Source organism: Phyllobacterium sp. YR531, assembly GCF_000282595.1.
Taxonomy (GTDB): domain Bacteria; phylum Pseudomonadota; class Alphaproteobacteria; order Rhizobiales; family Rhizobiaceae; genus Phyllobacterium.
Map to the genome: position 1 here is coordinate 25,062 of NZ_AKIZ01000040.1, position 12,686 is coordinate 37,747.

Below are 12,686 nucleotides of genomic sequence, written 5' to 3' on the forward strand. Positions count from 1 at the left end.
GAGTGCCAGCGCCGCGATATCAATATAATCGTTCAGTATTCTAGACTGGGCTTTAGCGGAAACCTTCTTCGCCCGCCTCATGCAAGCTGCCACCACGCGCTTCAATAGGCTCCAACGCCTTCTCAACTGGCACATTGGGAGCTTCTGTAATGTGTGGGAAGCGGTTTGAATTATATGCCCAGTTTACCGCGTTGCGCAGTACCAGCCCCACCGTCTCGTCATGGTAGGTTGGATAGGTTTCATGACCCGGGCGGAAATAGAAAACGTTGCCCGCGCCCTTGCGGTATGTCAGTCCAGATCGGAACACTTCGCCGCCCTGGAACCATGATACGAAAACCGTTTCCAGCGGCTCTGGAACCGAAAACGGCTCACCGTACATTTCTTCATTCTCAAGCTCAAAATAGGCAGGCAATCCCTTGGCAATCGGATGTCCGGGGTTGACTACCCAAAGCCGTTCACGCTCTCCCGCCTCACGCCAGTTCAGCGCGCATGGCGAACCCATCAAACGCTTGAAAATCTTTGAAAAGTGCCCGGAATGGAGAACAATCAACCCCATACCTTCCCAAACGCGTTTGGCCACGCGTTTAACGATCTCATCAGCAACATCGCCGTGGGCACGGTGCCCCCACCACACCAGAACGTCGGTTTCTTCCAACGCCTTGTCGGTCAGCCCGTGTTCCGGTTCCTGCAGCGTCGTGGTTTTCACGGTAATATTGCTGTCCTTGCCGATCAGCTTGGCAATCTGGTTGTGCATGCCTTCGGGATAGATTTCGGCAACGGTCTTGTTGATATGCTCGTGAACGTTCTCACCCCAGACGAGCGTACGAATAGGCATGGTCATTTCCTTACTTTATGCTGTGTGTTTGCTTCATGCTTGGGCCGGATGACCCGTTTGGTCGAAGCGGTGGACATTGTCATTAATGGGCGAAACATGCAGTAGATCGCCCGGCTGCTGGCGCGCCGACCCGTCCTGACGGACAACGAGTGGGTCTTTCGCGCCAATATCGATATAGAGATAGCTTTCCGAACCCAGATTCTCGGAAAGGATAAGCTTCCCATTCCAGGTTCCTGCTTTATCGCGAATTTCAAGGTGTTCCGGGCGTACACCAAGCGTATGCGCCCTATAGGCATCGGCAAATTTTTCCGTCAGGAAATTCATCTTCGGAGATCCTATAAATCCGGCAACAAAGGTGGATTGCGGTTTCTCGTACAGTTCCATCGGCGTGCCGACCTGCTCGACATTGCCGTCACGAAGGACACAGATGCGGTCGGCCAAGGTCATGGCTTCGACTTGATCGTGCGTCACATAGATCATTGTTGTCTCGTGCATTTTCGCGTGGAGCTTGGCGATTTCAAGACGTGTTTGCACCCTCAATGCGGCATCGAGGTTTGAAAGCGGCTCATCGAAGAGGAATACCTTCGGATCGCGCACAATGGCACGGCCAATGGCCACACGCTGTCTTTGCCCGCCGGAGAGCTGCTTTGGCAACCTGTCCAGATAGCCGGTAATCTGCAGCATTTCCGCCGCCTCATTTACCCTGCGCTTGATCTCGTCAGCCCCGCCTTTTGCCAGCTTCAGACCGAAAGCCATATTGTCGTAAACGGTCATGTGCGGATAAAGCGCATAGGATTGGAACACCATCGCAATACCGCGTTGTGACGGGGTAAGACTGTTCACAACCTTGTCGTCAAAGGCCAGTGTGCCGGAAGTTATATCTTCCAGTCCGGCTATCAGCCGTAGGAGTGTGGATTTTCCGCAGCCTGACGGCCCCACGAACACCATGAACTCACAAGGATTGATTTCCAGATCCACACCCTTGATCACATCATAGGTACCGAAGGATTTGCGGACATTGTTCAAGCGAATAACTGTCATTTTTGAAACTCCCCTGAGCGCGAGGCTCTAGCCTTTGACGCCGCCGGCGGTGAGACCGGAAATGATCTTACGTTGGAAAATGAGCACCAGGACCACCAGCGGCACCGTAACAATGACGGATGCAGCCATGATCAGACCCCACGGAATTTCGTGAGCGCTGTTGCCGGACAAAAGTGCGATGATGACAGGCACTGTGCGGGTTTCTGTGGACGAGGTAAACGTCAGCGCAAACAGGAACTCGTTCCATGCGGCGATGAATGCCAGAAGCCCTGTTGTTACCAGTGCCGGCCACATCAATGGCAGGAAAACCTTGGTGATAATCACCCATGGCGTTGCACCGTCAACGATGGCTGCCTCCTCAATTTCAATCGGCAGGTCCCGCATGAATGTCGTCAGCACCCAGACAGTAAAAGGCAGAGTGAAGATCGTATAGGAGAAGATCAGCCCCCAGAGCGTATTATATAGCCCGAGGAAGCGGATCACTTCGAACAAACCGGCCAGCACCGCAATTTGCGGAAACATCGAGACCGAAAGAATGGTCAAGAGTAATAGCGAGCGCCCGCGAAATCGCACTCGCGCCAACGCGAAAGCGGCTGTAACCGCCATGAGCAGTGACAACGCAACCACCAACCCGGATACGACAAGCGAATTGAGGAGATTGCGGGGAAAGCTCCCCGTTTCTATGACACTCACATAATTGGCCAGCGAGAAAGATGTCGGCCAATATTCTATCGTAAAGAGCGCGCTGCCTGTTTTGAGGCTCGTGATGATCGCGTAATAGAACGGAAACACGGCGAACAGGACGATGAGAGCAACTAGTCCATAGAATGCTGTGTTTTTGATAGCTACAGGCATCAGCGGTCTCCCCCATCCAGCCGAACGCGGCCAATCCAGATAGCCAGAATGGTCATGAAGGCGATCACGACGAACAACAGCGTTGATTGCGCCGACCCATAGGCAAACTTGTCGAATTCAATGAGATTTTCGCGCGCCAGTACTGACATGGTTTTTGTCTGCGCACTGTTGGGTGTCAGAACATAAATCAGGTCGAAAATTCGCATGGCATCAAGCAGGCGGAAGATAACCGCAACCATCAGGGCGGGCCTGACAAGCGGCAGCGTAATGCGGAAAAACTGTTTTACCGGATGAACGCCGTCAATCTTGGCAGCCTCGTAAACGTCACTTGGCACCATTTGCAGGCCGGCAAGGATCAGCAGGGCCATGAACGGCGTTGTCTTCCACACATCCACGATCAAAACTGCGATCATCGCAGTGTCAGAACTTGCGGTCCACGCTATCGGATTATCGATAAAGCCAAGCCGCATGAACAGGTCATTCAAAATGCCGAACTGATCATTGAGCATCCAGCCCCACATGCGGGCTGAAACGATGGTCGGTATTGCCCAAGGAATAAGGATTGCAGCACGAACAATGCCCCTGCCCTTGAATTCAGCGTTAAGCACCAGCGCAATGATCATTCCGAAAAAGGCCTCAAGCGCCACGGAAATGACGGCAAAGCGCACTGTATTCCAGACGGCATTCCACCAAGCGGGGTCAACCAGCAGGCCGGAGTAAATGGTCCGGCCGCTTTTCAGCTGTACCCATGAAAGGTAATTCTTGAACCCCACCCATTTGGCCGCGCCCATATTGGTCAGCGAAGCGTCGGTAAAAGAGAAATAGATGGTCCGGATCAACGGCCACCCGGCAACAATGGCCAGGGCAATGATCATCGGTATGAGAAAAAGCTGGGCCGAGCGTGTCCGCTGGCGCAACAAATCTGATCGCAATACTGTTGAGGTCATGTTTGAATTCCTGCCCTGGAGAAACGGGGATTTGAACTCAGGCAATCGGTGCAAGTAATTGTCAGGAGGCTTCCAATCACTTGCACCGTGCCCTTAAGCTGGCAGAAACCTACCAGCTACCTCCCTGAAGCTCAGCGATCTTGGCTTCAAGTATCTCGATATTTTCAGCTGCAGTACCGTTGCCCGACAATGTGTCGTGAACGGCGCTCCAGAACATGGATGACACTTCGTTATATTTGACTTTCGTCGGAGCGGATGGCCTTGGCACAGCTGTTTCGAAAACAGGTTTCCAAAGCGGGATCAGTGGCTGAGCTGCGGCGATATCCTTGTCATCATAGAGCGACTTGATCGTTGGGAGATGGGAAATGTTTACCGCCATCTCCTTTTGCTGCTCTATCGCTGTCAGGAACAAGGCCAGCTTCACAGCCTCTTCCGGCGATTTCGAGTATTTAGAAACCGCGAGATTCCAGCCGCCAAGCGTTGCGGCGGATTTCTCGCCTTCCTTGCCGACGGGTAGCGGTGCAACGTCGAACTTGCCCTTGATGGCGCTGTCTGCACCTTGGCTCAAGGAATAGGCATAGGGCCAGTTTCTCATGAATACAGAATTGCCCGTCTGCCAAACACCACGCGATTCTTCTTCCTGATAGGCAAGCGCACCCTTGGGTGAAATGGTATTTATCCAACCCTTGGCGCGGTCAATCGCTGCAATGGCTTCCGGATTGTTGATGGAAATCGTCCCATCGGCCTCAATAATCTGGCCGCCACCTGATGATTTTACCCATTCAAGCGCGTTGCAGGTCAGGCCCTCATAGGCATTTCCCTGAAATACAAATCCATATATTCCCTTGTTTCCCGCTTGGCGCTCCGCATCCTGTATTTCCTTGGCGGTCGCAGCCATTTCATCCCAGGTCTTGGGAACTGGTTTCTTGTATTTCTCCAAAAGGTCCTTGCGATAATAGAGCGCCGGGGCGTCCGTGTACAAAGGCAGGGCAACCAATTTGCCATCAACCGTCTGGCTTTCAATGATCGATGGGAAATGCTGGTCAATCACGCCCTTTGCTGCTTCTGTCAGATCAAGGAATTGCTCTGACAGCTGAGGCGCCCAAACCACATCGGTCTTGTAGACATCGATGTCAGTGTTTCCGGCCGCCAGCCATAGACGGTACTGCCCGAAATTGTCTGAACTGCTGGACGGCATTGCAACAATCGAAACTTTATTTCCGGTCTCCTTCTCAAACCGGTCAAGCTGCTTGCGCAGTTCAGCAGTCTCATTACCCGTCGAGCTGTAAACAATTGAAAGATTTGCCGCATAGGCACCAGAAGACAACAGAGTCGCACAAAGTGCACCTGCAAGAATTGAACTCTTTTTCATAAATCCTCCCAGAAATATTTGATGGATCACCCCTGCCGGACGGCACGCAATCCCAATCGATAAACCCCTCCTCAAGCGCAACGGGGTTCAAATTAACCAATCCAAAGCGCTTTGGATGAAAAGTGTCAAAACGTAAATCGATTGTCAATAAATAGTTTATGAACGCCATTAATAAGACAATTAAAATTGTGCATTTCATTTAAAGCGCTTTGAAGTATGGTTGTATTAAGCAGAATAACGTTGACGTACTGATCGGAAGACAAGTTGGACCATCCAGCATGAAACTGAAGGAACTCGCTGAAAAACTCAGCCTTTCGCAAACGACGGTTAGCCGCGCCTTGAACGGTTATCCCGAAGTCAACGAGGCAACACGTGAGCGCGTAAACAAGGCTGCGCTGAAATTTGGCTACAGCGCGAATGCGAATGCACGGCGTCTCGCCATGGGCCGTGTGGGTGCCATCGGCCTGGTTATTCCGGCAGATTCCAGTCAGCGTTTCGGGCCGCATACTGCAGAATTTCTCGCAGGCCTTGCAGAGCGCCTCGCCCGGGATGAGATCGATTTCCTGCTAAGCCCGATTGTCGATAATGATGAAATTTCAGTCTATAAGCGCCTCATCTCCAGCAAACGTGTAGACGCGATCATCGTCTCTGGCCCGGTTTTGGTCGACGAGCGCGTTTCCATGCTGCTTGACGCCAACTTTCCTTTTGTTCTGCATGGCCGCACAAACATTGAGAAACCCCATGCCTGGCTGGACATAGACAATCAGGGCGCCTTCTACCAAGCGGCAAGCCATCTGATCGATCTGGGACACCGGCATATCGCAATGATTGACGGATTGCGCGGCTTCACATTTTCCGAGCATCGCGAATTGGGGTATCGGCAGGCATTGGGCGAGCGCGGTATTGAGATCGATCCGCGTTTTATAGTGCACGACTACTTTTCTGATGAGATCGGCTTTCGCGAAACCCAACGCCTGCTGGCTTGCACACCGCAACCAACGGCAATCATTGCGGGGTCGATGATGACTGCTCTCGGCGTTGCCCGTGCAGTGCGCAACAATGGATATCAGCTGGGCAAGCAGATTTCCCTCATCACGCATGATGACGTCTTTCCCTATCTCAATGCGAGCAACATGGTTCCCTCGATGACAACCACGCGCTCATCCATGCGCTCTGCCGCCACCCGGATTGCAGAAATACTGGTTCGGGTTCTCGATGGCGAGCCACTCCATAAAATTCACGAGTTATGGCCTGTTGAACTCATTGTAAGGCAGTCGAGCGGCCCTCCAGTGAGTCGTTAACCCGCTTCTTTCGTCTTAATTCAAAAGTCTTGCGCCTTAAGTAGCTGGTTTATACCAGATATTAATCCTTGTGGAACACAACTGGAACATATAGTGTTTGTTCTGGTTTTGTTTTTCCGATTCCACGTAAGGATCGCCCTATGCTCACGCGCAAACAACATGAACTTCTTCTTTTCATCCATGAACGGTTGAAAGAAACGGGTATCCCTCCCTCATTCGACGAGATGAAAGATGCATTGGATCTGGCATCCAAATCCGGTATCCATCGCCTGATTACCGCTCTGGAAGAGCGGGGGTTCATTCGCCGCCTCGCAAACAGGGCGCGCGCGCTGGAAGTGCTCCGCCTGCCGGATTCGATAGCGCCCGGTCTGAACAGCCAGCGCAAGTTCTCTCCAAGTGTTATTGAGGGTAGTCTCGGCCGCAATGTTGCGCCGCCTCGCCCGCAGCCTAGCGCCGCAGATATTGTCGCTGCCAATATGATCAGCATTCCCGTTATGGGACGCATCGCCGCCGGTGTGCCGATTGCGGCGATCCAGAACCAGACCCATATGCTCAACCTCCCGCCGGATATGATCGGTAATGGCGAGCACTATGCTTTGGAAGTCAAAGGCGACTCCATGATCGAAGCGGGCATTTTTGATGGCGATACAGTCGTTATCAAGCGCGGCGATACGGCAAGTCCCGGTGAAATAGTGGTTGCACTGGTGGATGATGAAGAAGCCACTTTGAAGCGCTTCCGGCGCAAAGGCGCGTCAATTGCTCTTGAGGCGGCAAATCCAGCATATGAAACCCGGATTTTCGGGCCGGATCGCGTTCAGGTACAGGGTAAGCTGGTAGGCCTGATCCGTCGTTACTAGAAAGCCATAAGCGCGCAAGACGCCTGAGAACACCAAAGCCGAATTACATTGGTTCGGTCGCCTGTGGGTCTTTTTTACCTCGCCGACGTTCGTCAAGGTTGCGCGCATTGCGTGAGTATATGCGGTATGCGTTCCACGGTCGGTTTGGTACGCCAATGGCATGCCTGATCTCGACCGAAGCCAGTCGTTTTGAGAGTGCATCTGTCGCCAAGGCAATTCCTGAGAGTGGGGGATCAGCTTTGGGAGAATGAAGCTTGGAGCTGTCAAACCTGATTTCTGCTGCACCTTTAAGTGCCAGATCACGTTTGGAAAGAACGATTGCTGTTTCATTCGCGCAACCAAGCACCTCCGCAGCAAAAGCCAGAATGACAATATCGCCTTCGTCGCACGCATCTGCCATTCGTTTTGCATCATCCGCATAGGCGACAACCAGTCCGCCGGGTTCGCGGGCGGTACAAAACCCGTCGATACATTCAAATTGCGAGCCACTCGAAATATCGCCTCTTCCCGCAGGTTTGACGATCTGCGTTGCCGCGTACCCCTGCTGCCAGTTATTCAGATTGAACACACTTCCAGCTTGGCGGTTAATGGCCAGCTGATCGTCCTCGGTACGTATGGCAACAAGCTTTCCGTCTTCGGAAATCATTATTACTGGCTCAGAGATGTGACCTGTCATAACCACTGCAGCGACAATAAACGGCAATGCCAGCAAGCGCAGCCGGGTTGAAAGGAACAGGAGCAGCACAAGCGCTACCGTCATGAAAGCAAGCGAAACCCCGGACACTGAGCCAAAATTTCCACTTGGAGAATGCGATGTCACCGCTTTCGCTATGACTATAACCATTTCAATGCCCCAGCCCATGACCGTAAAGGGTAACCATTCGAGATCAAATGGCATTGCAAGCAGGCCGAAAACTGCGAATGGCATTACAACAATCGAAACGACCGGCAATGCGATCGCATTGCCAATGAGACCAAAAGGCGCTGTATTGTTGAAGTGATAGGCGGCAAAGATCGAGCTGACACTGCCTGCAACCAACGAGGTCATGGCAATACCGCCTATATATCCCGCCGCTTTCGATGGAAGAAACCACAATCCGGGCCGATTGCGCAGGCCACTTTTCGTTCGTCGATGGGACCACCACCCATAAAAGGCGATGAGCGCCGCCGTGGCAGAATACGACATCTGGAATCCCGGCCCCAGCACTTCATGGGGCGAAACAGCAATGGTGATACAGGCTGCAATGGCAAGATTGCGCATTGATATCGCCGCCCGGTCCACTGCCATTGCCAGCAACATGACCGCAAGCATGACAAAACTGCGCTGTGCAGCAACGTCCGCACCAGAAAGCGTAAGATAGAAGGCGGAACCACACAGCGCGGCAACCGCCGCCAGCTTTTTGACCGGATAGCGCGCGCACACGCCCGGAAAGAGCGCAAATATGGTTCGTAGTGTCCCGATAATAATCGCAGCCACAAGGGCCATATGAAGTCCGGATATCGACAGAATATGCGACAGGCCGCTCATACGCATGGCATTGTTGGTCTCGTCACTTATTCCATCGCGCTGCCCTGTCACCAGTGACGTTGCAATATCACCGGGCTCGCCCTTGATGTTTTGCAAAATGCGCTGTGTCAGTTGCTGGCGAACATTACTGACCACCAGAAAACCGGCGGCCAATATTCCCGATTTTGGCTCCACATTCACCTTTTCGGGCATACCGAGAAAAAATCCATTAGCACCAATACCGCGATAGTAATTATAGAATGCAAAATCGTAATTGCCCGGGCGAACCGGTCCCGATTGCGGGCGTAAATGCACCAGTGCTTTCAAGCCATCCCCTATGCTGAGGTTCCGCGGCAGGTGGCGCGCGGAAACTGCGATCCGGTCCGGTCCAAAACGCAGAGAGGGACGCTCTGTGGCGATAACGTCAAGCACAACACGCCATCCTCCTTTTGCATCTCTGGAAAGGGCCGAAATGCGTCCCGTCACCCGGGTCGTCACTTCAGAGCCCAGCATTGGTGTTGCAGCCCTTATCGTTTCAAGCTTTGCGCAAAGCAGGCCTATGGCGAATGCAATCAGAAACAGCAAAACGAACCTTATTGCGGTTCTGTTCTGCGCCAGCAGGTAACAGCCTGCGATCGCTGTAATTCCAAGGACAATCGGGCTGAGACGCGGTTCGGCGGCGGCGTTGAAATAGGTTACAGCGCCAGCCCCTGCAAATACCGGGAGGAAAAGAAATTTTGTACCCCGCGCCAGTTCATTATCAAATGCCACCGGCACTGCTTTCAAGCCAGCCAGAACTCTCAATTCGACAACTTGCTTGAAGAAAGCCAGCCTATTGCTGACCCCACTACGGCTAAAGTCGATTGAACCTGCCGTAGACGTTTTGACAAGCTTCTGGCCTGCATTTTCCGGATGAACCCAGAAGTGCGTTTCTCTCGTTTTCTCGTCGGTTGACGGCTCTATCATTGATCCCCATTTCTGCCTATGCCCTTGCACGACAGCACCGCTATGGTACATCAACGCCAAATCAATTCGATTGGACGTTCGACTAATAGACCGAACTGCCCTGGAGACCCTATGTCATCTTCTGTCGTTACCCGTTTCGCTCCCTCACCCACCGGCTATCTGCACATCGGTGGCGCTCGTACAGCTCTGTTCAACTGGCTTTATGCCAAGCACACTGGCGGCAAAATGTTGCTGCGCATCGAGGATACTGATCGCGAACGTTCATCTGAAGCAGCTGTTGCCGCCATACTTGACGGGCTGAAATGGATCGGTCTCGATTGGGACGGCGATGTCGTTTCACAGTTTGAGCGCGCGCCCCGCCATCGAGAAGTGGCCGAAGAACTGGTCACAAAGGGTAGGGCCTATTATTGCTATGCCTCGCAGGCCGAGCTGGAAGAAATGCGTGAAAAAGCACGCGCCGAGGGCCGCCCGCCCCGTTATGACGGCCGTTGGCGTGATCGCGATCCGAAAGAGGCACCGGAAGGTGTAAAACCTGTCATTCGTATCAAGGCACCGCAGGAAGGCGAAACCTTGGTGCGCGATCAGGTGCAGGGCGATGTTCGCTTTCCCAACAAGGATCTCGACGATTTCATCATCCTGCGTTCCGACGGCAATCCGACCTATATGCACGCGGTCGTTGTCGATGATCATGATATGGGCGTAACACACATTATTCGTGGCGACGATCATCTGACCAACGCGGCGCGCCAGACTGTCATCTATAACGCCATGGGTTGGGATGTGCCTGTCATGGGCCATATCCCCCTTATTCATGGCGCTGACGGCGCAAAACTGTCCAAGCGTCATGGTGCACTCGGCGTTGAGGCCTACCGCGCCATGGGTTACCTGCCCGCTGCCTTGCGCAATTATCTTGTCCGCCTTGGTTGGAGCCACGGCGATGACGAGATCATGTCGGACGAGCAGATGATCCAATGGTTCGAAATATCTGATATCAATCGGGGCGCATCACGTTTTGACTTCCAGAAATTGGAAGCAATCAACGGCCATTACATGCGAATTTCTGAAGATGCCGATCTGGTCAAAGCCCTGATCGATGTGCTTCCCGAGATTGAAGGCGGGGCCGAGATAGCCGCTCGCCTGAATGATACCACCAAAGCGCAGCTTCTCGCCGCCATGCCCGGCCTGAAGGAGCGCGCAAAAACACTTGTCGAACTCGCTGATAGCGCCAAGTATCTGTTCGCCGAACGGCCACTGCCGCTTGACGAAAAAGCTGCTGGCCTGCTCAATGAAGAAGGCTTGGTTGTCCTACAAGGTGTTTTGCCCGATTTGGCTGGCGTCACCGACTGGACAGCTGAAGCTCTTGATGCAGCAGTCCGCATACATGCTGAGAAAACCGGCCTTAAACTTGGAAAGATTGCTCAACCCTTGCGTGCTGCATTAACGGGAAGAGCAACGTCACCGGGCGTTTTTGACGTACTGGCAGTGCTTGGGCGGGATGAATCGCTCGGACGCATCGAGGATCAATTAAAAGGGTGATAGCACGCAAGTTTGATTGCATTTTTGCATTGCAACATTGTGCCTTTCGGGTACGGTGCACTGCCTGCAAAAATCACGGAAATAACCTCATTCGAGGAAGGTGCTTTTGCGCTGGTTCAGCGCAAGTAAAGCAAGAAAGGAACGGCAATGTCTGAGAACAGCGTAAACATCGATCTCAATGGTCACGAATTCGCTTTACCCATAAAAAAGGGGACCATCGGACCGGATGTCGTAGACATTGGGACTCTCTACAAGAACACCGGCGCATTCACATATGACCCGGGTTTCACATCCACGGCTTCCTGCGAGTCGCAAATTACCTATATCGATGGTGACGAGGGCATTCTGCTCCACCGCGGTTATCCTATTGAACAACTTGCCGAGCATGGCGATTTTCTCGAGGCTTGCTATCTGCTGCTTTACGGCGAATTGCCGACAAAGAGCCAGAAGGCGGACTTCGATTTCCGCGTAACGCGCCACACGATGGTGCATGAGCAGATGTCGCGCTTTTTCAGCGGGTTCCGCCGCGATGCGCACCCCATGGCTGTCATGGTTGGTTGCGTTGGCGCTCTGTCCGCGTTCTATCACGACTCAACAGACATTTCCGATCCGCATCAGCGCATGGTCGCTTCGATCCGCATGATCGCGAAAATCCCTACCCTCGCTGCCATGGCGTATAAGTATCATATCGGCCAGCCATTCGTTTATCCAAAGAACAATCTCGATTTCGCAACCAACTTCCTGCACATGTGCTTTGCTGTACCTTGTGAAGATTATGTTCCAAATCCTGTTCTTGCCCGCGCGATGGACCGTATTTTCATCCTGCATGCGGATCATGAGCAAAATGCTTCAACGTCAACTGTACGTCTTGCTGGTTCTTCCGGTGCAAATCCGTTCGCTTGTATTGCTGCTGGCATTGCCTGCCTTTGGGGGCCTGCCCATGGCGGTGCCAATGAAGCTGCACTGAACATGCTTGGTGAAATCGGTACGGTTGACCGTATCCCTGAATTCATTGCACGCGCCAAAGACAAGAACGATCCGTTCCGCCTGATGGGCTTCGGTCACCGCGTCTACAAGAACTACGATCCCCGCGCCAAGATCATGCAGCAGACAACGCGTGAAGTTCTTGCAGAACTGGGCATCAAGGATGATCCATTGCTCGACGTTGCGATGGAACTTGAACGAATCGCGCTAACAGACGAATATTTCATCGAAAAGAAGCTATACCCTAATGTCGATTTCTATTCCGGCATTACATTGAAGGCGCTTGGCTTCCCCACCACGATGTTTACTGTTCTGTTTGCCGTCGCACGTACCGTAGGTTGGATCGCGCAGTGGAAAGAAATGATTGAAGACCCGTTGCAGAAGATTGGCCGTCCACGCCAGCTTTATACCGGCGCGACGCAGCGTGACTATGTAAACGTCGAGAGCCGCAAATAAGCGGAACTTGCAAAACAAAAAAGGCGCCT

At 52.8% G+C, this 12,686-nt stretch carries 10 protein-coding genes; 4 read left to right on the plus strand and 6 right to left on the minus strand.

The window, feature by feature from the left end; genetic code table 11:
* Positions 1-52: 52 nt before the first annotated feature.
* From PMI41_RS23315 to PMI41_RS23335, 5 genes are all read right to left on the minus strand, one after another.
* Positions 53-835, minus strand: coding sequence for a trehalose utilization protein ThuA (locus PMI41_RS23315; RefSeq protein ID WP_008129021.1), 783 nt, complete (start codon positions 833-835; stop codon positions 53-55).
* 33 nt (positions 836-868) lie between these two features.
* A complete protein-coding gene (locus tag PMI41_RS23320) occupies positions 869-1,876 on the minus strand; it encodes an ABC transporter ATP-binding protein (RefSeq protein ID WP_008129023.1) in 1,008 nt (335 codons plus the stop codon).
* A gap of 27 nt (positions 1,877-1,903) precedes the next feature.
* The gene (locus tag PMI41_RS23325) at positions 1,904-2,731 is read right to left on the minus strand and encodes a carbohydrate ABC transporter permease (RefSeq protein WP_008129025.1); all 828 of its coding nucleotides are present in this window, start codon (positions 2,729-2,731) and stop codon (positions 1,904-1,906) included.
* Entirely contained in the window at positions 2,731-3,678 is a 948-nt protein-coding gene (locus PMI41_RS23330) for a sugar ABC transporter permease (protein ID WP_008129026.1), read from the minus strand. Before PMI41_RS23330 ends, PMI41_RS23325 begins: the two co-directional genes overlap by 1 nt.
* 109 nt (positions 3,679-3,787) lie before the next feature.
* A complete protein-coding gene (locus tag PMI41_RS23335; RefSeq protein WP_008129027.1) occupies positions 3,788-5,050 on the minus strand; it encodes an ABC transporter substrate-binding protein in 1,263 nt (420 codons plus the stop codon).
* A 278-nt stretch (positions 5,051-5,328) separates the two neighbouring features.
* Here PMI41_RS23335 and PMI41_RS23340 point away from each other — a divergent pair, with 278 nt between their 5' ends.
* Entirely contained in the window at positions 5,329-6,351 is a 1,023-nt protein-coding gene (locus tag PMI41_RS23340) for a substrate-binding domain-containing protein (RefSeq protein WP_008129028.1), read from the plus strand.
* 140 nt (positions 6,352-6,491) lie between these two features.
* The gene (gene lexA, locus PMI41_RS23345) at positions 6,492-7,208 is read left to right on the plus strand and encodes a transcriptional repressor LexA (protein ID WP_008129030.1); all 717 of its coding nucleotides are present in this window, start codon (positions 6,492-6,494) and stop codon (positions 7,206-7,208) included.
* A gap of 43 nt (positions 7,209-7,251) precedes the next feature.
* On the opposite strand, the gene PMI41_RS23350 is transcribed toward lexA, so the two are convergent.
* A complete protein-coding gene (locus tag PMI41_RS23350; RefSeq protein ID WP_008129033.1) occupies positions 7,252-9,681 on the minus strand; it encodes a ComEC/Rec2 family competence protein in 2,430 nt (809 codons plus the stop codon).
* Positions 9,682-9,792: 111 nt separating this feature from the next.
* Here PMI41_RS23350 and gltX point away from each other — a divergent pair, with 111 nt between their 5' ends.
* Both gltX and gltA read left to right on the plus strand, forming a co-directional pair.
* Positions 9,793-11,217 (plus strand): glutamate--tRNA ligase, encoded by a 1,425-nt coding sequence (gene gltX / locus PMI41_RS23355; protein ID WP_008129034.1) that lies wholly within the window; start codon positions 9,793-9,795, stop codon positions 11,215-11,217.
* A gap of 147 nt (positions 11,218-11,364) precedes the next feature.
* Positions 11,365-12,657: a citrate synthase gene (gltA, locus tag PMI41_RS23360; protein ID WP_008129035.1), complete on the plus strand. Its 1,293-nt coding sequence runs from the start codon at positions 11,365-11,367 to the stop codon at positions 12,655-12,657.
* Positions 12,658-12,686: the final 29 nt, after the last annotated feature.

Excerpts from the sequence above, each read along its gene's own strand:
- PMI41_RS23340 (WP_008129028.1), top strand. The coding sequence starts at position 5,329 with ATGAAACTGAAGGAACTCGCTGAAAAACTCAGCCTTTCGCAAACGACG.
- PMI41_RS23315 (WP_008129021.1), bottom strand. The coding sequence starts at position 835 with ATGCCTATTCGTACGCTCGTCTGGGGTGAGAACGTTCACGAGCATATC.
- lexA (WP_008129030.1), top strand. The coding sequence starts at position 6,492 with ATGCTCACGCGCAAACAACATGAACTTCTTCTTTTCATCCATGAACGG.
- PMI41_RS23350 (WP_008129033.1), bottom strand. The coding sequence starts at position 9,681 with ATGATAGAGCCGTCAACCGACGAGAAAACGAGAGAAACGCACTTCTGG.
- PMI41_RS23330 (WP_008129026.1), bottom strand. The coding sequence starts at position 3,678 with ATGACCTCAACAGTATTGCGATCAGATTTGTTGCGCCAGCGGACACGC.
- PMI41_RS23320 (WP_008129023.1), bottom strand. The coding sequence starts at position 1,876 with ATGACAGTTATTCGCTTGAACAATGTCCGCAAATCCTTCGGTACCTAT.
- PMI41_RS23325 (WP_008129025.1), bottom strand. The coding sequence starts at position 2,731 with ATGCCTGTAGCTATCAAAAACACAGCATTCTATGGACTAGTTGCTCTC.
- PMI41_RS23335 (WP_008129027.1), bottom strand. The coding sequence starts at position 5,050 with ATGAAAAAGAGTTCAATTCTTGCAGGTGCACTTTGTGCGACTCTGTTG.
- gltX (WP_008129034.1), top strand. The coding sequence starts at position 9,793 with ATGTCATCTTCTGTCGTTACCCGTTTCGCTCCCTCACCCACCGGCTAT.
- gltA (WP_008129035.1), top strand. The coding sequence starts at position 11,365 with ATGTCTGAGAACAGCGTAAACATCGATCTCAATGGTCACGAATTCGCT.